We start from the raw sequence: 24,011 nt of genomic DNA, 5'->3' as shown, positions 1-24,011 counted from the left end.
CGTATTGCGCAGTCTGATCAGACTGGAAGGGAACTGTTGCCTGGAACATCGGGCCGGGCCACTGTCTTCGGAAAGCACTGGAGCGACCTGGGACACTGAGATCAAAGACCGGGCCGCAGGGAACGGTCAGGTCGTTCTGGTAAAGGTTTGCCCATGAGTTCGCTTCCCGCGGGTTGGTACAAGGACCCGGCCGACACCAGCACCCAGCGCTACTGGGACGGTGAGGGCTGGCTGGGTCAGGCCATCCCGGCCGACGCGACCCCGCCGGACGGCCCGCCCGCGGTCGAGCCGGAGCCTCCGGCGCCCGCCCCCGCGGCACCGGCGCAGGCCGTCTCACCAGCGCCGCAGCCCTACGCCGCGCCGCCCGCCTACGGTCCGCCGCCGGGCCAGACGCCGCCGGTCTACGGTCCCCCGCCGGGCCAGACGCCACCCGCCTACGGGCCACCGCCCGGCCAGACGCCGCCCGCTTACGGTCCGCCACCCGGGTGGGGACCGCAGCCGCCGCCCCCGCCCGGCTGGCAGCCGCCGCCCGGCATGCCGCCGCCGCCCGGGTGGCCGGGTCCCCCCGGACCGCAGCCGCAGCCCGGCCAGCCCGTTCCGCCGGGTCAGCCCGCGTGGGCCGGGCAGCCGCCCCACGCGTACCTCTATCCCGTGCCGCAGGCGATGCCGCACGGTCTCCCCCTCGCCGGCCTCGGCCGGCGACTGACCGCCCGGCTGATCGACATCGTCGCCGTGCTCCTGCTCAACATCGTGGTCAACGGCTGGTTCATCTATCAGTACTGGCAGGAGTTCTACCCGATCGTGCAGGAGCAGATGAGGCAGATGGAGGCCGGCAACGACGCCCTGGTCGCCGCGCCCGCCTCCTCACGGATGCAGACGCTGTCGATCGCCATCGTGCTCGTCGCCACCCTGCTCTGGCTGCTCTACGAGGCCCCGTCCACCGCCAACCGCGGTCAGACGCTCGGCAAACGAGCCATGGGGATCAAGGTGGTCCCGATCGAGAGCACCGCGCCGCTCGGCTTCGGGCGGGCGTTCGCCCGGTGGGCCCGGCTCGGCATGTGGACGCTGTTCTGGTGGTGCGGGGTGGGCCTGGTGATCCAGTTCCTGGCCTCGCTCTCGCCGGTCTTCGACACCCGCCTCCGCCAGGGCTGGCCGGACAAGGCGGCGGCCACCGTCGTGGTCGCCGTCCCGCACGGAGCCCCACCCACCGTCCCGCCCGCGCCGGGCGGCAACACTCCCGGAGGACCACAATGACTCGGCTGACCCGCGCCGACCTCGACGCGCTGCCGAACTACGTGCCCGGCCGCAACGTCGCCGACCTCGCCCGGGAACTGGGCATCGCCGAGGCGATCAAGCTGGCCAGCAACGAGGTGCCGTACGGGCCGCTGCCCGGCGTGGTGGAGGCCGTCACCGAGGCCGCGTCGTCGGTGCACCGCTACCCCGACATGGGCGTGATCCGGCTGCGCGAGGTGCTCGGCGAGCGGTTCGGCGTGGACCCGGCGCGGGTCGTGACGGGCTGCGGCTCGGTCGGGCTCGCGGAGATCCTGACGAAATCCACCTGTCTGCCCGGTGATGAGATCGTCTACTCGTGGCGGTCGTTCGAGGCGTACCCGATCATCGCGGCCGGCGGCGGCGCGACCAGCATCCGGGTGCCGAACACCGCCGGTCACGGGCACGATGTGAACGCGATGGCCGCCGCGATCACCGACCGGACGCGGATGGTCTTCGTCTGCAACCCGAACAACCCGACCGGCACCGCGCTGCGCAAGGCCGAGCTGGACCGGTTCCTCGACTCCGTGCCCTCCGACGTGCTCGTGGTGCTCGACGAGGCGTACCGGGAGTTCGTCACCGACCCCGACGTGCCGGACGCGCTCGAGACCTACGGCGACCGGCACAACGTGGTGGTGCTGCGGACCATGAGCAAGGCGTGGGGCCTGGCCGGGCTGCGAATGGGTTACCTGGTCGCCCAGCCCGAGGTCGCGGCGACCATCCGCAAGGTCGTCACCCCGTTCTCCACCAGCACGGTGGCCCAGGCGGCCGCGCTCGCCGCCCTGGAGCAGGAGGACGAGGTACGCCGCCGCTGCTCCCTGGTCGTCGCGGAACGCTCCCGGCTCACCGAGGCGCTCCGGAAGCTCTCGATCGACGTCCCGGAGAGCCAGGCCAACTTCGTCTGGCTGCCGCTCGGCGAGCGCACCGCCGCCTTCACCGCCGCCTGCGAGAACCGCGGCGTGATCGTCCGGGGCTTCCAGCCCGACGGCGTCCGGGTCACGGTCGGCACTCCGGAGGAGAACGACCTGTTCCTGGCGGCTGCCGAGGCGGCCCTGGCCTCCTGAGCCGGCCGGGCCGTTCTCAGCAGGGCTCAACCTCCGGAGACGGCCTCCTGCTCGGCCCGGTGATGCTCTTCGGCGCTGATCCGGGCCGGGAAGGTGCTGCGGAACGTCACCACCAGCACCGCCGCGGCCACCGCGAAGACCGCCGTCACGACCGGCAGGGCCGCCAGGTGACCGGCGCTGACCGTCCGCTCGCCGATGAACGCCCCGCTGCCGATGCCGATCTGGAACGCCACCACGTAAACCGCCGAGGCCGCGTCCCGGCTGGTCGGCGCGACCCGCAGCGATGCCGAGCCGAGCAGCACCGGGATCGCGTTGAACGCGCCACCCCAGATCAGCACCGCCAGCACCGTCGCGACAGGTCCCAGCACCGGCGCGAGCAGCACGATCGAGGCGGCCACGGCCAGGGTGAGCCCGAGCAGGATCGGGCCGGGCCGCCGGTCGACGAACCGGCCCACCACGAAGTTGGCGATCAGGCCGACCGCGCCGTACCCGAGCAGCAGGGCGCTGAGCGCCGCGCCGTCCAGCCCGGCGTCCCGGCGGACCAGCGGCGCGATGTAGGTGTACGCCGCGAAGTGCCCGACGACCACCACCACCGTCACCGCGCAGAGGCCGGCCACCCGCCGGTTGCGCAGGATCAGCACGGCGTCGCGCATCTGCCGCTTCAGCCGGGTCGCCCGGTCCCGTGGCAGCACCGGCATGGCCGGCAACAGCGCGATCATCGCCACGAAGCAGATCGCCCCGGCCGCCGCGATCACGCCGATCGCCATCCGCCAGCCCAGCCATTGCCCGAGCGCGGTGCCGAGCGGCACGCCGAACACGATGGCGAGCGAGTTGCCGATGAAGACCAGCGAGGTGGCCCGCCCGACCTGTCCCGGCGGGGCGAGCCGCGCGGTGATCGGCCCGATCACCGACCAGAACACGCCGTGCGCCAGCGCGCAGATCAGCCGGGAGAGGACCAGCACCGTAAAGGTGGGCGCGAGCGCGGCCGCTGCCTGGGAGACGACGAAGACCGCTACCGTGACCGCCAGCAACGTGTGCCGGGGGACCCGCATGGTGAGCGCGGTCAGCGGGATCGTGCTCAGTGCGGCCACCACGGCATAGCTGGTGAGCAGGAGGCCGACCTGCGCCTCGGACACACCGAGACCAGCGGAGATCTGAGGGAGCAGGCCGATCGGAAGGGTCTCAGCTGTCACGTAGCAGAACGTGGAAGCACCGAGAACGATCAGCGCCGGGCGGTTGAGTTTCACCGCCCGAGAATAAGCTCTAACGAAGAGCAAAATAAAGGAGTTCGACGTGACGACCCGCTCCACCGAGCTTCTCCGGGTGGTGCACCACCGGCCCGGTGTCACCCGCGCCGACGCGGCCAGGCTGCTCGGCGTCGGCACCGGCGCGGCCACCGAGCTGGTCACCAAGCTGAGCCGGGCGTCGCTGCTGGTCCAGGCCCCGGCCGCACCGAGCGGCAGCCGCGGCCGCCCGACCACCGTGCTGCTGCCGCATCCGGCCGGCCCGCTCGTGCTGGCCCTCGCGATCACCCACGAGGCCTGGCGCATCGACCTGGTCGAGCTGGGCGGCGCCACCGCCGCCTCCCGGTCCCAACGACACGCGACCACCGGCTGGGACGAGGTCCGTGCGTCCGTCACGGCCGCGATTTCCACAATCCTCGCCGAGTACGGGGACAGAGTCCGCGCCGTGGGAGTCTCGGTCCCCGGCACGGTTTCCCGCACCCTGCGCCTGGACGCCTCAACCGCAGGCTGGCACGACGTCGACCTGACAAGCCTCTGGCCTGAAGAGGCCACGTCCCACCAGGGCGAACGGCCCGGCGCGGGCGTCGCGCAGCCGGACGGACGGCCCGGCGCGGGCGTCGCGCAGCCGGACGGACGGCCCGGCGCGGGCGTCCCGCGGCCGGACGGACGGCCCGGCGCGGGCGTCCCGCGGCCGGACGGACGGCCCGGCGCGGGCGTCTTCGTGGCCGGCAACGATGCGACACTGGCCGCCACCGCCGAGTCCCGCCGGGGTGCCGCGGCCGGCGCCTCGGTCGCTCTGCATCTGCGCATCGAGGCCGGTCTCGGCGGCGCCGTGGTGGAGGACGGCCGCCCGGTGATCGGCGCGCGGGGCGCGGCCGGCGAGTTCGGCCACATGCCGTTCGGCGACCCGGCGATCCGCTGCCCGTGCGGCGCCTCCGGCTGCTGGGGCACGGCCGTCGACGGCACCGCCCTGGCCCGCCTGCTGAACCAGCCACCGCCGCGCGACGAGGTCACCTACGCCCGCCGCGTCATCGCTGCGGCAGCACGCGGCGACGCGGCCGAGCTGACGGCGGTCCGAGCAGTGGGTGCGGCGCTGGGCCGAGGCATCGCCGGCCTGGTCAACGGCCTGGACGCCGACCTGGTCACGCTCGGCGGACTGGGCGTGGACCTGTTGGCAACCGTCCCGGAAGCGATCCAAGCCGCCTACCGCGACGGCTTGATGCTGATCCATCGAGAGGCGCCGCCCCCGGTCCTGCCGGCAACACTCGGCGACGACGAGGGCCCGATCGCCGGTGCCGCAGAGGAGGCGTGGTCAGCCTTGCTGCCCCACCTGACATGACCACAACGCCACGTGCTGACTTGAGCCTGACTGGACTGAAGAGCTTGACTGGACGCATCAACTCAACACGTGCAGTCAACACCAGAATCAACACAGGGCCCGTCGCGACGCAAAATCAACACACGGCGCGACGCGGCGCAAAATCAACACACGGCGCCACGGCGGTCAACCCAAGGATGCAACGATCACCGTGTCGAGCGTCAAATAGTAGATCGGCGACTCCGGGTCATCCGGCGCGTCCATGTTGAGCTGTTCCATCGCCAGATAACCACCGGCGATCCGATACGCCCCCGGCTTCCACACCGTGCTCTCGCCGCCCCGCCCCAGCGGGAACCGCAACGTCTCCACCCCGGTGCCGCCATCTACCCCGATCAACGTGTTCTCCGGCGTCAACAGCAGCACCGTAGCGCCGTAACCACCCAGCACCCGCGCCGATCCACTCCAGCTCCAGAGCTCGCCACCCTCGGCTGACGGCGAACGGCCGGTCACCACGTTCCCGTCCGAGGTGACGACCACCCCGGCCGCCACCGTGGCGTCCCGATCGTCCAGGGCCGGCGCCCGCTTCCCGTGCACCCATCCCTGCCCCGCAGCGTCCCGCAGGCCGGCACAACCTGAACCGTCGGAGTCGCAGCCGAGCGGCGTCCACGGCGCTGCCGGCCAGCCGGTCACCGGCTTGCCGGTCGCCACGTCGACGGCGGTGCCGCCGGTGCACGCGTACGCACCGCCGGCCGTGGTGAAGCTCTCCGCACAGCCGGCCGGACGAGTCATCCGCCAGCGCACGGCGCCGGTGCTCACGTCGTACCCCATCAGTTCTTGATCTGTCGTGATCACGACGCTGCCGGCGGCGATCCGCAAGCCCGGCGGGCTCCAGACCGTCGCGGCCCCGGTGCGGTGTCCGGCATAGCCGGGCGCCTCCGGGCCGTCCGCCCGCCAACTGATCTTCCCGGTACGCGCATCGAGCGCCACCAGCTCACCGTCGGACCACCGGGTGACGACAGTCGTCCCGCTCGCCGCCACGCCGCTGAGCTGCTCGGGCCAGCGGCGGAACGACCACCGGGCGGTGTAGACCGTCCGCGCGTCGACCGGCCCGTCGGCTCGTACCTGATGTTTCGCGGCGTAGACGCGCAGCCGGCCGTCGACGACCAGCGGCGCCACATTGATCTTGCTGGTGACACCCGGCTGACGGATCGTCAGCGGCGGGTACGGGGCGGTAGCGCTCGCCAGCACCTCGGCCGGAGCCAGCACCCGCCAGCCGATCAGACCGGCGGCGACCAGCAGAACCGCGGCCGCCAGAGTTCGAAGCAGCACCCGGGTCACACCGGAATCATCCCACGATCACTCATACCCACCGTTGATGAGCCCCAGCCGCACCAGTTCGGTGAGCGGCTCCACCACGTTCGCCGCGCCGAAGCCGACGAACAGCGGCCGCTGCGCGTCCCGGTGTGCCCGGGCCGGCTCGACCAGCGGCACCGGGTGCGTCGCGGCGAGCGCCTCGGCCACCTCGGCCACCTCACCGCCCTCCGCGGCGACCACCGTCGCGATCAGCACGTTGAGGAACCCGTGGTGGGTGAAACCGGTCTCCGGATCGGTGTGCCGGGTCGCGTGCCGCATCCCCGCGGCCAGCTTGAACGGCAACTCCCGGTCCCGGCACGCGCAGATCACCGCGGCCAGCTCGACCGGCGTCGGGAACAGTTCCGCGGCCAGCCCGCCGACCCGGAACTTGGGGGCGATCGCCAGCCCTTCGACGCGGGCCTCGGCGACGCTGTCCAGCGCGGCGAGCAGTCCCCAGCTGAGCGGGATCTCGGCATACAGCCGGATGTCGCCCTGCCGCGCCGCGAACGCCCGCAACGCGGCCAGCCCCGGCTGCGGGTCCTCGCCCCGGCGGGCCACCGCCGCCTCGACGTGCTCGATCGCCAGGCCGGCGGCCCGCAGCTTCTCCACGGTCACCGGCAGGTTCGCGGCGGGCACGTCACCGATCAGCCCGGCCCGGGCGCGGGGCAGCGGACCGGCGCCGACGACCGACGCGGGGACCAGCAGGGAGCCGATCAGACCCGCGTACCAGGAAGCGGCGTGCTCGTCGTATTTCGCCACAGCGTCCGCCAGGACGATCGGACTGGGCGGAAGCAGAGACGCGTCATCGACGAGCCCGGCATAGAGCGGAGGCACCATCGTCGACACGATTTCGAACCTAATGGACGCCGCGAGAAACGGACAACCACGTCGTCCTCGCTTATCAGCGCCTTCAGCGGCGGCTGGTGATCACCAGAAGCTCCGCGGCGGCGGCCAGGACCATCGCGATCACCAGCGCGGGCAGGCCACCGATCACCGTGTAGAGCAGCAGGAACAGCGGTGCCGCGAAACTCAGATAGACCGCGACCGCCAGTTTCCGGTTCGCGGAGCGCAGCCGGGCCAGCACCACACCACCGGGCTCCGGTAGCCGCCCCCGGAACCAGAGCACCACCGCACCGAAGATCAGCACACCGACCATGCCCGACCAGACCCGCGAGATCCCCGAGCTGACCAGCGTCATGGCGGCGGTCAGCACGGCGGCGACAAGGGTGCCGCCCGCCGCGTACTGCACGGTCTGGCGCACCGCGTCCGCGGACTCCTCCGAGACGTCGAGCACTGGGCGCGCAGGGCGCGCCACCTCACTCACCAGCTTGCTCGGGTACGCCTCCTCGCCCGGCATCGAGGCCTCCGGAGGAACACCCAGCGACGCCTCCTCGGCCAGGTCCTCGAGTGCTCGCGCCCATCGGCGCCGCTCGAACCGGACGATGCCCACCTCGCTGGCGGCGTCGCCGACCGTCCCGTCCAGTTCCAGGGCCTCCGCATAGGCCCGCTGCGCCAGGTCGAAGAGGCGCAGCCGCGCCGCGACGACGGCCAGGACCAGGTGCGCCTCGGCTTCGGTCGGAGCGACCCGGACACCGTTCCACGCGGCGTTCAGCGCCTCCTGGCCGTTGCGCGCCTCACTGAGCAGGGCGGCGCCGGTTCGCTGTGCGTACGCGTCCTCGGGCCAGTCCCGGAGAATCCCCTCCGCGACCTGCGCGGCATCACTGAACCGCCGGCAGTCGGTGAGCGCCATGGCCCGCACCACCAGTGCCGGAAGCGCCGGCGGTGTGGCCGACACGGCCCGGTCGGCGGCGGCCAGCGCCTCGACCGGCTGCTCCGCGGCGAGGTGAATGGTGGCAAGCGTGGCGAGCAGCGCGGACTCCTTCGGCGCGCTGCTCAAGCCGGCCGCGATCTCCTCGGCGGCTTCGTCGTACCGGCCGAGGTCGGCGAGGAGAAGCGCTCGCTGCCGGTGCTCCTCGGGCGTGGTCTCGGGCTCAATGGGGGCGGACACGATGCCGAGCGTAGGCGGTCTACCTGGAAATGACGTGAGTCGGGGTGAGCCGGCACACGACCCGCACCACGTCCGGCCCGTCGGCGGTCCACGGCTCGTTCGCGTACTTGAAGCTCAGCTCGCTGATCAGGTCGCCCTCGTCGTCCCGCAGATCAACCGTGCCCTCCACGGTGAAGTAGGAGTACGGCTGCGCCGGGTCGTACCCGCAGATCGAGACCCGCGCGTCCCGCTCCATGTTCCGCGTCTTCTGGCGTCCCCGGACGGTCGAGAAGATGACGTCCTCACCGTCCCGCTTGACCCAGATCGGAGTCGACTGAGGCGTGCCGTCCGGGTTGATCGTGGTCAGCACCACGTAGGTGGGATTGTCGATCAAATTCCGGGCAGTCTCCGGCAGCGCGACGGTCATGGCAGTGATCATGCCCGATGACCACGGAGTTTCCTCCGTGACAACCGCCACGGGGCTCAGGCAGCGGGATAGACCATCGCCACGGCTATGCCGGCCAGTCCTTCACCGCGCCCGGTGAGGCCGAGGCCGTCGGTGGTGGTCCCGGCGACGGTGACCGGCGCGCCCACCGCGTCGGAGAGCACCCGTTCGGCCTCGGCGCGCCGCTTGCCGATCTTGGGACGGTTCCCCACCACCTGAATCGACACGTTCCCGATCTCGAAGCCGGCCGCCCTAACCCGAGAAGCCGTCTCCTTGAGCAGCGCCACCCCGGCCGCGCCCGCCCACTCGGGCCGGCTCGTCCCGTAGTTGCTGCCCAGATCACCGAGCCCGGCCGCGGAGAGCAGCGCGTCACAGGCAGCGTGCGCTGCCACATCGGCATCGGAATGCCCGGCGAGGCCGGGCTCCCCGGGCCACTGGAGTCCCGCCACCCAGCAGGGCCGGTCGCCGTCAAAGGCGTGCACATCGGTACCGACACCAACCCGCGGAACGATCACCACGCGAGCCTACGCCGCCCCGTGTGCTGCCCATCCCCGACGGCCCGCCCGCGAGCGCCTGCCCTGCTGACGCCGGCCTCGATGTCGGCGGCGGGCACCGCGGCGCGGGTTAGTCCGGCGGGGTGGGAAGTGTCAGCAGGTGGGCTGCCACGGCCATGTCGATGGGGCGGGTGATCTTCAGCGCGAGGTCGGAGCCGGGAACGCAGCGCACCGGCAGGCCCAGCTTCTCGACTGCTCCCGCGTCGTCGGTGTGTGAATCCGCGGCCGCGGCGTGGGCGGCTCGCAGCACCGAGGCCCGGAAGCCCTGCGGGGTCTGGACGGCTCGGAGCGCGGAGCGGTCGACCGTACCCAGCACCGTTTCTCTGTCGTCGACCTCTTTGATCGTGTCGACGACCGGCAGCACCGGGATCACCGCGTCGGCGCCGTCACGGACGGTGGCGGCGACGCGCTCGAAGACGGAGACCGGGGTAAGGCAACGGGCCGCATCGTGGACCAGGACGATGCCCAGCTCGGGCGGGACGACGGCGAGGGCGGCGGCGACCGACTCCTGACGCTCGGCACCGCCGGCCACCACGGTGACCGGGGCGATCTCGGCGAGAAGGGTGTGCACGGCGTCGACGTCGGCCGGTGGGGCGGCAATCACGATCATGGCGACCGAGGGCGCCGCGGCGATCCGGCGGACCGCGTGGACAAGCAGGGGCTCGCCCTCGAGAAGGCGGAGCGCCTTGGGCGCGCCGGGACCGAGCCGGAGGCCGGCGCCGGCGGCTGGAACGACGACCGCGACGTCACCGCGAGCACTGGGCTGCGCGGTCACGTCGCGGTCGTCGGACACAGTCTTGAGGAGTGTTTGCGTCGGGTGGATCAGGCCTCGGTGAGGACCTTGTCGAGCAGAACCTCAGCCTCGTCCTTGGTGCTCTTCTCAGCGAGGGCCACCTCGCCGACCAGGATGTCGCGGGCCTTGGCGAGCATGCGCTTCTCACCTGCGGACAGGCCACGCTCACGCTCACGACGCCAAAGGTCACGAACGACCTCAGCAACCTTCAGCGGGTTGCCGGAGGCCAGCTTCTCCAGGTTGGCCTTGTAACGCCGCGACCAGTTGGTCGGCTCCTCGGTGTGCGGAGCGCGCAGGACGTCGAAGACCTTGCCCAGGCCCTCTTCGCCAACCACTTCGCGCACGCCGACTTCTTCGGCGTTCTCAGCGGGCACCCGAACAGTCAGATCGCCCTGGGCGACACGCAGAACGAGATACTGCCTTTCAACGCCCTTGATGACCCTAGTCTCGATTGCCTCGATGAGTGCGGCCCCGTGGTGGGGGTAAACAACGGTCTCGCCGACACTGAAAACCATAGGTTCGAAACCCCTTTCGCTGTGTCTAGGGTAACACGCTCAGACGGCGGTGTCTCGCCCTGGCGGTCACTGTTAGTGCAGCTCAGGGGGCATGTGACGGGGCTTTCTCCCGCTTGACAGCGAAGCGAGAAGCTGCCTAAGTAACTCAAAGTGATCGGCACGTCACGGGCTAAGCCAGCGAGTCGGAAATTCCCGACCTGATGGCTTTGTCAGATCAAGCTTATCGCTAAGGTCCGCAATGACGCACCACTGGCGATGCGAGCCCCCGTGGGGGAGGCTGGACGAGAGTTCCCCGACCGAAGCAAGATCTGGTCGGCCAGGGGGGAGGTTTAGTCATGGCTGGCGCGAGCGACAACGGCGGCTGGCCGCCTGACGGCGGCGCCAACGACGATCTTCCTGACCTCCCGGAGGAGTGGGGGGTCATCGTGATCCCCGACGACCTCTCCGAGCTCTCCGACGAGGTCGAGGCGGTCCGCGCCGAGCTGGACACGGCGGCGCCCGCCACCGGGTGGCAGCGCTTCGCCCGCAGGCCGGCAGTGCGCCGCCTGCGCCGGTGGGGCACGTTCGCCGTGCGCACTCCCGCTCTGATCATTTCGTTGGCCATCCTGGTCACGGTGGCGAGCCTGTTCGCCTCGGCGTGGCCCGGCCCGCCGCGTCAGCCGGCCACGCAGCGCACCGCCACCACCACCGAGGAGCCGGCCGGCAAGCTGCCCGCCCTGGAGTTGATCGGCGCTAACGGGCAGACCGTCTCGCTGATGGGCCGGCTACCCGCTGTAATCATTCTGACCGACGGCTGCGACTGCGAGCGCCTGATCGCCGATACCGTTTCTCTGGTCAAGCCGGATACCGCGGTCATCGCCGTCGAGTCCACCACCCCTTCGGTGGGCACCGGCGCGGTCGCGTTGCCGCCGGCGCAGACCCCCCAGGCGGACGGCAAGGCGGTCAGCCTCCTGCAAGATCCCACCGGCGGCCTGCGGCGCCATTTCCGGCTGAGCGCACCCGACGGTACGGCCGCGGTGCTCGTGGTCGACAAGTCCGGCAAGATCGTGCGGCTGTGGGACCGGGTCGCCTCGGCCGAGCGGATCCGCCCCGATCTGGCCCGCCTGTAATCGGCCCGCTTAGGCGGAACGGTAAAACGCGCAGCACCCGCGCGCTCGGACAAAACGCCCAGCGAGCGGAGCGGCAGGCGGCGAGCGCGGGAGGCGGCGGCCACGCCACGCGCGGCGAACACGGGAAGCGGCGGCCACGCCACGCGCGGCGAACACGGGAAGCGGCGGCCACGCCACGCGCGGCGAGCGCGGGAGGCGGCGTTACGAGCTGACGCGCTGGAGGGTGTAGCGGAACACGACCGGGCCGGCCTTCTCCACGTTCACCCGCAGGTGGAGCTCGTTCGCCAGCCCGACACTGAACACCTCCGGCGTCCGCTCCCCCGAGCACCTCAACCCCCGCCCGGTCTCCCGCGCGCCGAGGCTGACCCGGACCCGACTGCCGTCCTCCCCCGCGCAGACCACCGACACCAGGAACTCTCCGCCGCCGACCTCGGCGACCTCCTCATGACCGTCCTCGGTGACCGCCACGGTCCCGGACGTCTGCAGGTCACCCGAGTCGGGCAGCAACTGCTCGGCGGTGAGCCGCCAGTCCAGCAGGCGGTCGTCGACCGGTTCGCGAGGTGCGGCTCGCCACCACCACATCGCCCCTGCGACCAGGATCAACGCCGCCAATAGGTGCAATACGGCACCGCGACCCCGTTCCGCGTTCACGCTCCGAGAGTAGAGCCCTCCAGAAGAGTGACATAGAGCGTGAGGCCGGGACCAAACGCAAGCATGACGATTCGTCGTGGTGGATCTTCCTGGCGGCGCAGGGCGTCGAGAACCAGCAGAACTGTCGCGGAGGAGCAGTTCCCGTACGCCTCCAGCACTCCCCGGGAGGGCGCGAGCGCCGCGTCGTCGAGTTCCAGCCGCTCCTGCACCACGTCGAGGATCTTGGGGCCGCCCGGGTGGACCGCCCACCCGTCGATGTCGGCGATCCGCAGCCCGCGCTTGGCCAGCACGTCGTCGACCAGCTCACGGACGTGTGCCGACAGGACCGAGGGCACCTGCGGGGACAGCCCCATCCGGAATCCGGCGTCGGTGACCTCCCACGTCATGTGGTCGGCGGTCGTGGTGTCGGTGACGGCGGCGACCTCGGAGACCGCGTACCCATGCCCGCCGGGAGTGACGACGCACGCGGCCGCCGCGTCCGAGAAGAGCGCGTGGGAGACGATCTGCTGGATGTCGGTACGGGTACCGGCCGGCTGCAGGTGCAGGCTCGTCAGCTCCGCGCAGAGCAGCAGCGCCGGCCGCCCGCGGGCCACCACGAAGTCGCTCACCGTGCCGAGGCCCGGCAGTGCCGCGTAACAGCCCATGTGCCCGACGAAGAGGCGCTGCACGCTCGGCGACATGCCCATGTCCCGGGCGAGCAGGATGTCCAGCCCGGGAGTGGCGTACCCGGTGCAGGAGCAGACCGCGAAGAGGCCCAGCTCGTCGGCGGTCAGGCCGGCGTCGGCGAGGGCCCGGCCGACCGCCGCCTTGCCGAGCGGGATCGCCTCGACCTGGTAGCGGCGCATCCGGCGTTCGGTGGACCAGCTGGAGACGTCTTCGAGGAGCGGGCTGACCACCGCCTGCCGGGTACGCACCCCGGAGTTCGTGAAGATCCGCTTCGCGAGGGCCCGCCGCGTGCCGCTGTAGTGGTGGGCGAAGTACCCGTCCCAGAGCTCGGACTGCACGGCCGAGGGCGGGAGCGCCACGCCCAGGCCGCTGATCACCGCGGTCACCACCGGGGGGTCACCCCGTCGGAGTCGGGATCGCCGCCGAGGGCGTCGATGCCGAGCCAGTCGGCGCAGACGTCGCTGGTGGCCGGTTGCAGGGAGCCGGCCCGGGCGTCGCGGTACAGGCGTTCCAGCGGATGGCCTCGCCGCATCGCCGACGTGCCCGCCGCTTCCAGCATCGATGCGGCGACCTCGGCCGCGGTCGTGCCGGCCAGCAGTTTCGCCCGCCACACCCAGCGGTTCGTCTCGGTGTCGCCGGGCGCCTCGTCGACGCGCCGGGCCGCCTCCCGGACCGCCAGATGGGCGGCGGACACGGCGGCGTCGGCCCGGCCGATCCGGGCACGGACCGCCGGCAGATGCCCGAGCCCTCGCTCGTTCACGTGCGCGACGGCGGCGTCGACGGCGGCCCGGGCCACGCCCACGTAGACCGCCGCGTAACTGGCCACCATCCAGTGCGGCGCCAGCTGCACCGCCACCAGCGCGAGCCCTTCCAGGCCGCCGAGCAGCGCCGACGCCGGGACCGTCACGTCGATGTGCAGGTCGTGCGAGCCGGTGGCGCGCATGCCGAGCGCGTCCCAGGTCTCCTCGACGCGCATCCCGTCGCCGGCCGGGACCAGGAACTGCGAGACCTGGGTGGGGTCGCTCGCGCTGCGAGCGGCCACCAGGTACGCGTCCGCGTGCCCCGCCCCCGAACAGAACGTCTTCGACCCGGTGATCCGGTATCCGCCGTCGACCCGCTCGTAGCTGGTGGCCAGTTTCGACAGCCGGGAGCCGACGCCGCGTTCGCTCATCGCCACCGCGTACCAGCTGCCGGCGGCGGCCGCCTTCAGGTGCTCGTCCCGGGCGGCCATCGCGTCCGGCGGCAGCCCGAGCGCGTCGGCCAGGGCGTCGCTGATCCCGCTGAGCGCGCCGGTCACCGAGGCGTGCATGTTGAAGACCAGCGCGGTGGCGCCGTTGCCCCGGGCCAGTTCGTAGGCGACCTCGGCGTACTCCGCGAAGCCGGCGCCGGTACCGCCGAGACGTGCCGGGACCATCAGGCCGAAGAGTCCCGCGTCGCGCAGGTCGGCGAAGTCGTCGACGGGAAACGAACCGTCCCGGTCGGTGGCGGCGGCGCGGGCCGCGAAGCGCGGCGCCAGCCGGCGAGCCTCATCGATCATGCCGGGTACCAACCCCTTGATAGAGAACGGCGGCGGAGAACGCCGGAACGATCTTTCCCGCGGACCCCCTGCGCAACACCAGCCACTTGAACATCCCGGTGAGGGTGGGCCGGACGCCGCGGATCCGCAGTGTCACGCCGTGCCGGGCGAACTGCTCGATCAGCCGCCGGGGCGGCACGAACAGGTCCGGGTCGTGCAGTCCCACCGGCGCCACACCGAGCCGCTCGCCGAGGGTCACCGTGATCAGCCGGCTCAGCGGGGTGTCGTTCACCGTGTCGATCACCACGAGCCCGCCCGGCCGCAGCACCCGGGACAGTTCCGCGACAGTTCCCGGCAGGTCGGTGACGTGCTCCAGGATCTCGCCGGCCACCACGACGTCCACGCTGCCGGACCGCAGCGGCAGCCGTGTCACGTCGCCGTTGAGGCCGGTGACCCCGCGCCGGTGCGCCTCCGCGAGGCCCGGGCGGCCCAGGTCCACGCCGACGTGCCGGTACCCCTTGTCGCGCACGTGCGGGGCGAGCAGTCCCCCGCCGCAGCCGGCGTCCAGCAGCACCCGGCCCGGGCCGGACGCCGGTGGGATCAGCGCCGCGCGGGCGGCGGCCAGCCAGTGCAGAAGCTCGAAGTCTCCGCCGGGTCGCCACCACTCGCCGGCCAGGTCGTCGTACTGACGGGGATCATTGCGCTGCATCGACAGCATGTGATCGAGCGTGGCACGGGATCGCCGGTTCCACCACACTGCGAGACATGCCCCGTGCACTCGCCTTGCTACGCGCCTCACATCCGGAGCCGGGTGGCGCCGTCACCCTCGCGATGGCGTTGCTCGCCGTGGGGGTGGGGCATCGGGGGTGGCGGCTCGTCGCGGTGGTGCTGTCGGTGGCGCTCACCCAGCTCGCGGTGGGCTGGGTCAACGACTGGCTGGACGCGGACCGGGACCGCACGGCGGGGCGGCGGGACAAACCGGTGGCGGCGGGCGCGGTCTCCGCCCGTACCGTGGGAATCTCGGGTCTGCTCGCGGCGCTCGCGATTCCCCTGCCGGCGCTGCCGCTCGGCGCCGTGCCCACCCTCCTGATCGCGCTGGTCGGGGTGTTCGCCCTGCTCTACGACTGGCCGCTGAAATCCACGCCGTTCTCCGTGGTGCCCTATCTGGTGGCGTTCGGGCTGCTGCCGGCGTTCGTGGTGGTGTCGCTGCCCGGCAATCCGGCCCCACCGGCCTGGCTCGTCGCGGCGGGCGCGCTGCTCGGCGGCGGCGCGCACTTCGCCAACGTGCTCCCGGATCTCGCCGACGACGCGGCGACCGGGGTGCGCGGGTTGCCGCATCGGATCGGCGCCCGCGGCTCCCAGCTGGCCGCCGCGGTACTCCTTCTGGGTGCCACGCTCACGCTTGTCGCAGGGCCCCCCGGGCCTCCGTCGTGGGCCGGCTGGGCGGCGGTGTCGGTCGCCGTCGTGGTCCTTCCTCTTGGGATGTACGTGTCCAAGCGCGCGAGTGGCCGGCCGGTGGCGCTGTTTCGCGCGGTGATGGTGGTGGCCCTGATCGACGTCGTGTTGCTGGTGCTGAGCTGATCCGTCCTGGCCTGACCGGCGCATGATGGATCTGACCGGCACCTGTTGGATGGGTCGGCGCACGCGGCCGATCGCCGCCCATTAGGCTGATCTAACACCTTGGTGTCTCTATTTGGAGGATCGTGATGCGTCCCCTGGGAACCCGTCGCGCCGGTCTGGTCGCGGGTGCCGCCACGGTCGCTGTCCTGGCGCTGGCCGGGTGCTCGGCCGGTCAGGTCGCCGAAACCGCCATGCTGGACACGCCCATCGGCGGCGTCGACTCGCAGACCGCGGCCGGAAGCGTCTACATCCGCAACCTGCAGGTGGAGTTCCCGGGTGTGCAGGGCTACCAGGCCGGCGGGAACGCGCCGCTGGAGCTGAGCCTCTACAACCAGACCGACAACGAGATCACGGTGTCGATCAGCTCCAAGCCGACCGAACAGGCCCAGGTCGTCTCGGCGAGCCAGGTCGGCGTGGTCACCGGTGGAGCCGCCCCGGCAGCGCCGTCCGGCGCTCCCGCCGAGACGCCGTCCGCGCACGCTCCCGAGACTCCCGCCGCGAACGCTTCCGAGACTCCCGGCGCGCACGGGTCCGAGGCGCCCACCGGCCCGGCTTCCGACGCCCCGTCGGCGCCGATCGCCTCCGACGGCCCGACCGCCCCGGTTGTGCCCCCGGTCAAGGTGGCCCCGGCCCAGTTCAAGATCGGCGCGCAGGGTTCCGCCCTGTTCCGTCCGACCGACGCGGCGCAGCTCCAGGTCATCGGCCTCAGTGACGACCTCATGCCGGGCACCTCGGTCAACCTCGTCTTCGAGTTCAGCGACGGTTCGCCGGCCCTCGAGCTGCCGGCCCCGGTCGCGAACCCGCTGACCCCCGTCTCCCGGGCGCCGGGCGAGCCGGCCGAGGATCACCTCGGCGAGGCCGAGCACGAGTGATGTCGTACCCCCCGGCTAACTTTGCCGGGTGACATCCTCCCGAGCTTCCGCCAAGGCACCTCGCGCCTCTTACGTCTGCGACGCCTGCGGCCACCAGCCACCCAAGTGGGTGGGCCGCTGCCCGGAGTGCGGCGAGTGGGGCTCGGTCATCGAGTCCACAGTCTCCGCCCCGCTGGTCTCCGGCCGGGTGGTCAGCTCCCGCATGCCGTCCGAGCCGGCCCGGCCGATCGCCCAGATCAGCGCCGCGCCGGCTCGTGCCGTCGCCACCGGTGTCGGTGAGCTCGACCGGGTGCTCGGCGGCGGCCTGGTCCCCGGCGCTGTGGTGCTGCTCGCCGGCGAGCCCGGCGTCGGCAAGTCCACCCTCCTTCTCGACGTGGCCCAGCAGTGGGCGGCCGGCGCCGGCACCCCGTCGCTGGTGGTCAGCGGTGAGGAGTCGGTGAGCCAGGTCCGCCTGCGCGCCGAGCGGCTCGGCGCGTTGCACGACCAGCTCTACCTGGCCGCAGAGAACGATTTGGGGACGGTGATCGGCCACCTCGACGCCGTGAAACCCGGTCTGCTGGTGCTCGACTCGGTGCAGACCGTCTCCGCCCCCGGCACCGAGGGCGTGCCCGGCGGCGTGACCCAGGTCCGCGCCGTGACGGCCGCCCTCGTCTCGATCGCCAAGGAGCGCGGCATCGCGACGGTCCTGGTCGGTCACGTGACCAAGGACGGCCAGGTCGCCGGTCCCCGGGTCCTCGAGCACCTGGTCGACGTGGTGCTCCACTTCGAGGGCGACAAGCATTCGTCGCTGCGGCTGGTCCGCGGCGTGAAGAACCGCTTCGGCGCGGCCGACGAGGTGGGCTGCTTCGAGATGCACGAGGGCGGCATCACCAGCCTCCCCGACCCGTCCGGCCTATTCCTCACGCGCTATCTGGAGCCCGTCCCCGGCACCTGCGTCACGGTGGCGATGGAGGGCCGGCGCGCTCTGGTCACCGAGGTCCAGGCGCTGATCGGCGCCGAGGTGCAGGGCTCGCCCCGGCGGACGGTGTCCGGTCTCGACGGCGCCCGCCTTGCCATGGTCCTGGCCGTCCTGGAGCGCCGCACCAAGCAGCTCAAGCTCTCCAACCGGGAGGTCTTCGCGGCCACCGTCGGCGGGATCCGGCTCACCGAGCCCTCGGCCGACCTGGCGATGGCGCTCGCTGTCGCGTCCGGCGGGCTCGACCTGGCGATGCCGCCGACCCTGGTGGCGATCGGCGAGGTCGGCCTGACCGGTGAGATCCGCCGGGTCGGCGCGGTCGGGCGTCGGCTCGCCGAGGCGGCCCGGCTCGGTTTCCGGGTCGCGCTGGTGCCGCCGGGCTGCGGGCCGGACGGGACGACAGGCACGCCCAAGGGCATGCAGGTGGTCGAGGTCGGCGATCTGCGCTCGGCGTTGCAGAGCGCGGCGAGGGCCGCCGCCGATCACGTCGCGCGGTGACGCAGCGTGACGAATCATCACGCTACGGAGCATTCATCGAACCACGCCTCGTTGACGTGGATGACAGTCCGTAGAATGTCCAGGTGCCGCTCGACCGCGATGGTTCCAAGCCCGCCGCCAGTTCCACGCCACGTCCCGGCGTCAACGGCGCTGGACACCGCGCGATGACACCTACGGCCGGCCCCGGCCTGACCGGGGGAGCAAGCGATCCGCTCCGCGCCAACCTGGCCCTGATGGCCCCCGGCACGGCGCTGCGCGACGGTCTGGAGCGCATCCTGCGGGGCCGCACCGGCGCGCTGATCGTGCTCGGCTACGACGCTGTCGTCGAGAGCATCTGCACCGGCGGCTTCCCTCTGGATGTGGAGTTCTCCGCGACCCGGCTGCGTGAGCTGTGCAAGATGGACGGCGCGGTCGTGCTCTCCAGCGACGGCACCCGCATCGTCCGGGCCGCCGTGCACCTCATGCCCGACCCGTCGATCCCGTCCGAGGAGTCCGGCACCCGGCACCGCACCGCCGAGCGGGTGGCGAAACAGTCGGCCTTCCCGGTGATCTCGGTGAGCCAGTCGATGCACATCATCGGGCTCTATGTGAACGGTCAGCGCCACGTCCTCGACGACTCGGCCGCGATCCTCTCCCGGGCCAACCAGGCGCTCGCCACCCTGGAGCGTTACAAGCTGCGCCTCGACGAGGTCTCCGGCACGCTCTCCGCCCTGGAGATCGAGGACCTGGTGACCGTCCGGGACGCCGTGGCAGTGGTGCAGCGGCTGGAGATGGTCCGCCGCATCGCCGACGAGATCTCCGGTTACGTGGTGGAGCTCGGCACCGACGGCCGCCTGCTCGCCCTCCAGCTGGACGAGTTGATGGCCGGTGTCGACGCCGACCGCACCCTGGTCATCCGCGACTACCTGCCGTCCGGCCGCAAGGCCCGCACGCTCGACGAGGCCCTGGTCGAGCTGGACCTGCTCACCGCCACCGAGATGATCGACCTGGTCTCGGTGGCGAAGGCGATCGGTTACCCGGGCGCCTCCGACGCGCTCGACGCGGCCGTCTCGCCGCGCGGGTTCCGGCTGCTGGCCAAGGTGCCCCGGCTCCCGGCGCAGATCGTCGACCGCCTGGTCGACCACTTCGGCAGCCTGCAGCGCCTGCTCGGGGCGACGGTCGAGGATCTGCAGGCCGTCGAGGGCGTGGGCGACGCTCGGGCCCGGGGTGTGCGGGAGGGCCTGTCCCGGCTGGCCGAGGCGTCGATCCTGGAGCGCTACGTCTAGTGACGTGCCTCACTTCCGTAGAGTAACGGCGCGCTCGACGTGCGACAAAGCGAACATTCCTGGCGTCCGGTGCTGACTGGTGGGTGACTCTGCGTAGCAGGGTGGCCGATGACCCGTACCCGTCAGAGGGTTTGATGTATGTCGTTCGCGTGGTCTGCCACGGCCGCTCCGGTGATCGTCGCCGTGAGCGGGAGGACCTCCAGGCAGCGGCGGATCGCCGGGCCCATCACCGGGTTGGGGACGCGCAGGGAGATGGTGCAGTGCGGCACCCAGCGGCCGGGGCGATAGTGGTCCCAGACGTCGACGCCGCGCTCGTCCAGGCGGGTGTGCACGGCTCGGTGGAGCGCGAGCAGTTCCGGGGTGACCGTGACGCCGAGCCAGAGGACACGACCGACGAACTGGCCGGCGAAGTTCATCTCCACGGGCAGTCCGCAGCCCAGCGGAACGCCGTCGAGGGCGTCCGCGACCGCGTGCGGATCGATGTGCCGGGCGGCGGCCAGGGAGATGTGCGGGCGGTGCTTCTGGTGCAGCGAGCCCAGGCTCGGGATGCCCTCGTCGTCCAGCGCGCGCCAGAGCGTGCGGATCCGCCGGGTCGCGTCGACGTCCAGGTAGAGCTCGAGTGCCGCGACCAAGCTGTCAGGCGACGATCGTCACGACGACCGGGGCGCTGACCAGCGCGCCAAGGCGTCCGCGCAGCTCGTAATCACCGGCCGGCGGGATCGGGCCGGCCGGCACGTTGTTGGCGCACTGGGTCGACTGGCGGCCGTTCCAGGTCACCATGTACTCCCGCTCGGCGCCCGGGGCGAACGCGCGGATGTCGCTGCCCTTCGCCGTGCTGCACTTGTCCGACGACCAGAACTTCTGCGCGCCCTGCTCCAGGTAGAGCTCCTGCGGGTCGGCGCCGACGTCCCGCGTACAGGTGCGCGTGCCGATGTTCTTGATCTTCAAGCGGATCTCGAGCGGAACGCCGCGCTTGACACCGGCCTTCACCGGAACGGGCGTGACGGACATCTCGGCATCCGTGCAGGCGCCACCGTCACCGGCCGGGACAGCCGCGGTCGTGGCGCCGGCACCCGGGGCACCGGCGCTCGGGGCGCCGGCCGTCGGGGCGTTCGTGGTCGGCAGCAGCTCCTCCGCCGGATCCTGCGTCAGCAGGTCGGCGGGGTCCGGCAGCGCCTGGCCGCCGGGCGGCGCGCTGTCCAGGAAGGAGGTGTCCGGTGACGGCGACGCCGTGTTCGGCGCGGGTGTCGGGTACTGCGACGACGCGTTCTTGGTCTTCGTGTCCTTGTCGTCCTCAGGGGAACAGGCCATGAAGAGCACGATGACGCCGAGCAGCACCGCGCCCAGCACGACCGCACGCCGGCGCCAGTAGACGCTGGGTGAGAGGGGACCAACCGTCGCACGCATGATGACGCTCACGGTAGACCCGTGCGTCCAGCGGCATGCGCACGACGCGCCGGTTATGCGACACCAACTCGCGAATCGCTCGTTAGAGATAGACCTTGCGCTGGTAGACGGCGTGGGCGCCGGCGACCCGGTCGAGGAAGAGCTTGCCTCCACAGTGGTCGATCTCGTGCTGCAGCGCCCGCGCCTCGAACGCGTCGGTCGTCATCGTGACGGATTCACCCGTACCGGGGAGGACGGCCTCGACCACGATCCGCGCCGCACGCTTCACGTCACCGGTGAGGTCGGGCACGGACATGCAGCCCTCCCGGCCGGGCCGCCACCGGCTCGCTTCGATGATCTTCGCGTTGCAGAGGACGAACGTGCCGTGGACCGTCGCCGCTTTCGGGTGATCCGTGACATCCACGCAGAAGACCTGAGCGCTCACACCCACCTGCGGCGCGGCCAGCCCGACACAGCCCGGCGAGACCCGCATCGTGGCGACCAGGTCGGCGGCGAGCTGGACGATCTCCGGGTCGGTGGGGTCGACCTCCCGACCGACCTCGCCGAGCACGCCGGCTGGCGCGGTGACGACGGGGAGCACCCGGCCCTCGGGCATTCCTCCGGAGCCGGCCCATGCCGGGCTCCGTTGCGGGCCGGCCGAATCCTTGATCTGTTCCGGGCCCGCCGATCGCCGGCTCACAGCAGCTCCGACTCGGCTCGCCGGAGCGTGACGTCGACGCCCAGCTCGGCGCCCGCGACGGCGAGACGCTCGGCCAGCTCGTCGGCCGCGCCGGCCGGCAGGTCCACCTCGGCGACCAGCACGTAGAGCGGCCCGGTCAGACGGGTGGTGAGGTCGGTGATGTTGCCACCGGACGCGGCGACCACCCGGGTGACCGCCGCGACGATGCCGAGCCGGTCGGCGCCGTGCACGCTCACCAGGTAGGGCTCGCCGTTCGGCACCTGGTCGGACTCCGGCTCCACACTGCGCACCGTGGCGAGCAGACCGACCGGCTTCAGCGCCGCCTCGACCTCCTCGGCGGTCGGCCCGTTGCAGATCAGGGTCATGGCGAAGTGCCCACGCAGACGGGTCATCGTCGAGTCGGTGAGGTTCGCGCCGACTCCGGCGAGAGCCTCGGCGACGTCGGCGACGATGCCGGTCCGGTCCGGGCCGATGACGGTGATGGCTAGCTCGTGCACCCGCCTACAGTAAAACGGCTATGACTCTCGCCGACGCAGCCATCGCCTGGTACGACACGAATGCCCGAGATCTTCCGTGGCGTCAGCCCTCGACTACCCCGTGGGGCGTACTCGTCAGTGAGGTGATGCTCCAGCAGACCCCGGTCGTCCGCGTGGAGCCCGCCTGGCGCTCCTGGATGACCCGCTGGCCCACACCGGCCGCGCTCGCCGCCGATCCGCCGTCCGAGGCGATCCGGATGTGGGGGCGGCTCGGGTACCCCCGGCGGGCCATGCGCCTGCACGCCTGCGCCGTCGCGATCGTGGAGCGCCACGGCGGGCGGGTGCCGGATGATCTCGATCAGTTGCTCGCTCTGCCGGGTGTCGGCACCTACACCGGGCGGGCGGTGGCGACCTTCGCGTACGGGCAGCGGCACCCGGTGGTGGACACGAACGTGCGGCGGGTGGTCTCCCGAGCCGTCGAGGGCAAACCGGACGCCGGGCCGGCCACCACCGCCGCCGACCTGACCGCGATGGAGGCGCTGCTGCCGTTCGACGTGCCGACGGCGGCCCGGGCCAGCATCGCCTTCATGGAACTGGGCGCGATCGTGTGCACGGCCCGGTCGCCGAAATGCAGTGAATGCCCGTTCCATGACGTTTGCGCTTGGCGTCTTTCCGGAACGCCACTCCCGGACGGGCCGAGCCGTAAACCGCAGCGTTACGCCGGCACCGATCGCCAGGTTCGAGGACTGATTCTGGAAGTGCTGCGGCACACCAGCGGGCCGGTGCCGCGGCAGCGCCTGGACCTCGTCTGGACGGATGAGGTGCAACGGGCGCGGGCGCTTTCCGGACTCGTCGAGGACGGACTTGTCGAGCCGCTGGGTTCGAACGATTTCGTGCTGGCCGGCGATGCGCCGCAAACTGAGGTGCAACAGTTGTAGAACCCCGCAACGATGTTGCTCGTGCGTGAGATTCGAGCAGTGTTCGACGATGACCTGATCACGATTTATCAGGCTTATCCGGTAGAAATCGCGGAACCGGCATTGCGAGCCGGTCGTTTCGTGCCACCGTTCAAGCCGAATCGGATGACCTGGATCAAACCGTCGTTCCTGTGGATGATGTACCGCTCCGGCTGGGCCACCAAGCCCGGCCAGGAACGGATACTCGCCGTGTCGATCACCCGTGCCGGCTTCGAGTGGGCGCTGAATCACGCCGTCCTGAGCCACTACGAGCCCGGAACGCACCCCGACCGAGCGACCTGGCAGCGCCGGCTCAGGGCCGCACCCACCCGAATCCAGTGGGACCCGGAACGCGACCTGCACCTGCAGCCGCTGCCCTACCGCTCGCTGCAACTGGGCTTGGGCCCGGACGCCGCCGCCCACTACACAACCGCCTGGACGGCCTCAATCACCGACGTGACCGAGCTGGCCCACACCATCCACGCCAGGACACAAAGCGCCACCCCAGCAGCCGCAGCCGCCCTCCTACCCCCCGAACGCCCCTACCCCTGGCCCACCCCGTAGCCCTCGCCGCAGAGCTGCAGAGCCGGAGAGCCGCAGAGCCGCAGAGCCGCAGAGCCGCAGAGCCGCAGAGCCGCACCAAAGCCAACCCGGCGCACCCACCGCCACCCGAAAGCCCTCACATAGCGTTCCCGGCCCCCCAAAGGCCAGCCACGCAAGGTTTTGGGGCGGGGGAGGGCCCACGCAGGGATCAAGCCTGACCGCCCGGAGTGGGCCCTCCCCCGCCCAGATCCGAATA

The 24,011-nt window shown here is 71.7% G+C and carries 26 protein-coding genes; 10 read left to right on the top strand and 16 right to left on the bottom strand.

Features of this window, described 5'->3' with window-relative positions; translation table 11 throughout:
- Positions 1 to 153: 153 nt before the first annotated feature.
- The gene (locus tag AB0F72_RS15720; protein ID WP_360430826.1) at positions 154 to 1,254 is read left to right on the top strand and encodes an RDD family protein; all 1,101 of its coding nucleotides are present in this window, start codon (positions 154 to 156) and stop codon (positions 1,252 to 1,254) included.
- A complete protein-coding gene (gene hisC / locus AB0F72_RS15715; protein ID WP_360430824.1) occupies positions 1,251 to 2,333 on the top strand; it encodes a histidinol-phosphate transaminase in 1,083 nt (360 codons plus the stop codon). Before AB0F72_RS15720 ends, hisC begins: the two co-directional genes overlap by 4 nt.
- A gap of 26 nt (positions 2,334 to 2,359) precedes the next feature.
- Here the strand turns inward: hisC and AB0F72_RS15710 are convergent, their stop codons facing one another.
- Positions 2,360 to 3,580 (bottom strand): MFS transporter, encoded by a 1,221-nt coding sequence (locus tag AB0F72_RS15710; RefSeq protein WP_360430822.1) that lies wholly within the window; start codon positions 3,578 to 3,580, stop codon positions 2,360 to 2,362.
- 46 nt (positions 3,581 to 3,626) lie between these two features.
- Between AB0F72_RS15710 and AB0F72_RS15705 the strand changes: the two genes are divergently transcribed.
- On the top strand, positions 3,627 to 4,916 hold the full coding sequence (locus tag AB0F72_RS15705; RefSeq protein ID WP_360430820.1) for an ROK family protein: 1,290 nt from the start codon (positions 3,627 to 3,629) through the stop codon (positions 4,914 to 4,916).
- 165 nt (positions 4,917 to 5,081) lie between these two features.
- On the opposite strand, the gene AB0F72_RS15700 is transcribed toward AB0F72_RS15705, so the two are convergent.
- The 7 genes from AB0F72_RS15700 to AB0F72_RS15670 form a co-directional block, all read right to left on the bottom strand.
- Positions 5,082 to 6,233, bottom strand: coding sequence for a PQQ-binding-like beta-propeller repeat protein (locus AB0F72_RS15700; RefSeq protein WP_360430818.1), 1,152 nt, complete (start codon positions 6,231 to 6,233; stop codon positions 5,082 to 5,084).
- 18 nt (positions 6,234 to 6,251) lie between these two features.
- Positions 6,252 to 7,094 (bottom strand): hypothetical protein, encoded by an 843-nt coding sequence (locus AB0F72_RS15695; protein ID WP_360430816.1) that lies wholly within the window; start codon positions 7,092 to 7,094, stop codon positions 6,252 to 6,254.
- 64 nt (positions 7,095 to 7,158) lie between these two features.
- The gene (locus AB0F72_RS15690; RefSeq protein ID WP_360430814.1) at positions 7,159 to 8,256 is read right to left on the bottom strand and encodes a hypothetical protein; all 1,098 of its coding nucleotides are present in this window, start codon (positions 8,254 to 8,256) and stop codon (positions 7,159 to 7,161) included.
- Positions 8,257 to 8,275: 19 nt separating this feature from the next.
- A complete protein-coding gene (locus AB0F72_RS15685; RefSeq protein WP_360430812.1) occupies positions 8,276 to 8,662 on the bottom strand; it encodes a PPOX class F420-dependent oxidoreductase in 387 nt (128 codons plus the stop codon).
- A 56-nt stretch (positions 8,663 to 8,718) separates the two neighbouring features.
- Complete coding sequence (ispF, locus tag AB0F72_RS15680; protein ID WP_360430810.1) at positions 8,719 to 9,198, bottom strand: 2-C-methyl-D-erythritol 2,4-cyclodiphosphate synthase; 480 nt, start codon at positions 9,196 to 9,198, stop codon at positions 8,719 to 8,721.
- A gap of 106 nt (positions 9,199 to 9,304) precedes the next feature.
- A complete protein-coding gene (gene ispD / locus AB0F72_RS15675) occupies positions 9,305 to 10,009 on the bottom strand; it encodes a 2-C-methyl-D-erythritol 4-phosphate cytidylyltransferase (protein WP_360431241.1) in 705 nt (234 codons plus the stop codon).
- A 47-nt stretch (positions 10,010 to 10,056) separates the two neighbouring features.
- Positions 10,057 to 10,542, bottom strand: a complete 486-nt coding sequence (locus tag AB0F72_RS15670; protein WP_014447856.1) for a CarD family transcriptional regulator — start codon at positions 10,540 to 10,542, stop codon at positions 10,057 to 10,059.
- 335 nt (positions 10,543 to 10,877) lie between these two features.
- Here AB0F72_RS15670 and AB0F72_RS15665 point away from each other — a divergent pair, with 335 nt between their 5' ends.
- Complete coding sequence (locus AB0F72_RS15665) at positions 10,878 to 11,651, top strand: hypothetical protein (protein WP_360430808.1); 774 nt, start codon at positions 10,878 to 10,880, stop codon at positions 11,649 to 11,651.
- A 201-nt stretch (positions 11,652 to 11,852) separates the two neighbouring features.
- Here AB0F72_RS15665 and AB0F72_RS15660 read toward each other — a convergent pair whose 3' ends face one another.
- Genes AB0F72_RS15660 through AB0F72_RS15645 form a run of 4 tightly spaced genes read right to left on the bottom strand, consistent with a single transcriptional unit; the run spans position 11,853 to position 15,202 of the window.
- The gene (locus AB0F72_RS15660) at positions 11,853 to 12,302 is read right to left on the bottom strand and encodes a DUF6023 family protein (RefSeq protein ID WP_360430806.1); all 450 of its coding nucleotides are present in this window, start codon (positions 12,300 to 12,302) and stop codon (positions 11,853 to 11,855) included.
- Positions 12,299 to 13,357 carry a type III polyketide synthase gene (locus tag AB0F72_RS15655; RefSeq protein ID WP_360430804.1) on the bottom strand — a complete coding sequence of 353 codons (1,059 nt, stop codon included), beginning with the start codon at positions 13,355 to 13,357 and terminating at the stop codon, positions 12,299 to 12,301. The genes AB0F72_RS15660 and AB0F72_RS15655 overlap by 4 nt, the downstream gene beginning before the upstream one ends.
- A complete protein-coding gene (locus AB0F72_RS15650; protein WP_360430802.1) occupies positions 13,351 to 14,505 on the bottom strand; it encodes an acyl-CoA dehydrogenase family protein in 1,155 nt (384 codons plus the stop codon). The genes AB0F72_RS15655 and AB0F72_RS15650 overlap by 7 nt, the downstream gene beginning before the upstream one ends.
- Positions 14,495 to 15,202 carry a methyltransferase domain-containing protein gene (locus AB0F72_RS15645; RefSeq protein WP_360430801.1) on the bottom strand — a complete coding sequence of 236 codons (708 nt, stop codon included), beginning with the start codon at positions 15,200 to 15,202 and terminating at the stop codon, positions 14,495 to 14,497. The genes AB0F72_RS15650 and AB0F72_RS15645 overlap by 11 nt, the downstream gene beginning before the upstream one ends.
- 47 nt (positions 15,203 to 15,249) lie before the next feature.
- Here AB0F72_RS15645 and AB0F72_RS15640 point away from each other — a divergent pair, with 47 nt between their 5' ends.
- From AB0F72_RS15640 to disA, 4 genes are all read left to right on the top strand, one after another.
- A complete protein-coding gene (locus AB0F72_RS15640; protein WP_360430799.1) occupies positions 15,250 to 16,065 on the top strand; it encodes a UbiA family prenyltransferase in 816 nt (271 codons plus the stop codon).
- 125 nt (positions 16,066 to 16,190) lie between these two features.
- A complete protein-coding gene (locus tag AB0F72_RS15635; RefSeq protein ID WP_360430797.1) occupies positions 16,191 to 16,976 on the top strand; it encodes a hypothetical protein in 786 nt (261 codons plus the stop codon).
- A gap of 28 nt (positions 16,977 to 17,004) precedes the next feature.
- Positions 17,005 to 18,429 (top strand): DNA repair protein RadA, encoded by a 1,425-nt coding sequence (gene radA / locus AB0F72_RS15630; RefSeq protein ID WP_360430796.1) that lies wholly within the window; start codon positions 17,005 to 17,007, stop codon positions 18,427 to 18,429.
- Between the two features lie 83 nt (positions 18,430 to 18,512).
- Entirely contained in the window at positions 18,513 to 19,694 is a 1,182-nt protein-coding gene (disA, locus tag AB0F72_RS15625) for a DNA integrity scanning diadenylate cyclase DisA (protein ID WP_360430794.1), read from the top strand.
- A gap of 122 nt (positions 19,695 to 19,816) precedes the next feature.
- On the opposite strand, the gene AB0F72_RS15620 is transcribed toward disA, so the two are convergent.
- The 4 genes from AB0F72_RS15620 to AB0F72_RS15605 form a co-directional block, all read right to left on the bottom strand.
- Complete coding sequence (locus tag AB0F72_RS15620) at positions 19,817 to 20,326, bottom strand: 2'-5' RNA ligase family protein (protein WP_360430792.1); 510 nt, start codon at positions 20,324 to 20,326, stop codon at positions 19,817 to 19,819.
- A 4-nt stretch (positions 20,327 to 20,330) separates the two neighbouring features.
- The gene (locus AB0F72_RS15615; protein WP_360430790.1) at positions 20,331 to 21,101 is read right to left on the bottom strand and encodes an adhesin; all 771 of its coding nucleotides are present in this window, start codon (positions 21,099 to 21,101) and stop codon (positions 20,331 to 20,333) included.
- Positions 21,102 to 21,183: 82 nt separating this feature from the next.
- Entirely contained in the window at positions 21,184 to 21,696 is a 513-nt protein-coding gene (gene def / locus AB0F72_RS15610) for a peptide deformylase (protein WP_360431238.1), read from the bottom strand.
- A gap of 80 nt (positions 21,697 to 21,776) precedes the next feature.
- Positions 21,777 to 22,277 carry an ACT domain-containing protein gene (locus tag AB0F72_RS15605; RefSeq protein ID WP_360430788.1) on the bottom strand — a complete coding sequence of 167 codons (501 nt, stop codon included), beginning with the start codon at positions 22,275 to 22,277 and terminating at the stop codon, positions 21,777 to 21,779.
- A 20-nt stretch (positions 22,278 to 22,297) separates the two neighbouring features.
- Between AB0F72_RS15605 and AB0F72_RS15600 the strand changes: the two genes are divergently transcribed.
- Positions 22,298 to 23,194 carry an A/G-specific adenine glycosylase gene (locus AB0F72_RS15600; protein WP_360430786.1) on the top strand — a complete coding sequence of 299 codons (897 nt, stop codon included), beginning with the start codon at positions 22,298 to 22,300 and terminating at the stop codon, positions 23,192 to 23,194.
- 12 nt (positions 23,195 to 23,206) lie between these two features.
- Positions 23,207 to 23,776 carry a DUF4291 domain-containing protein gene (locus AB0F72_RS15595; RefSeq protein ID WP_360430784.1) on the top strand — a complete coding sequence of 190 codons (570 nt, stop codon included), beginning with the start codon at positions 23,207 to 23,209 and terminating at the stop codon, positions 23,774 to 23,776.
- Positions 23,777 to 24,011: the final 235 nt, after the last annotated feature.

The sequence above is a fragment of the Actinoplanes sp. NPDC023936 genome (assembly GCF_040639325.1).
GTDB lineage: Bacteria > Actinomycetota > Actinomycetes > Mycobacteriales > Micromonosporaceae > Actinoplanes.
Note: the sequence above shows the minus strand (reverse complement) of the source record. Positions and strands in the feature narration are given on the sequence as shown.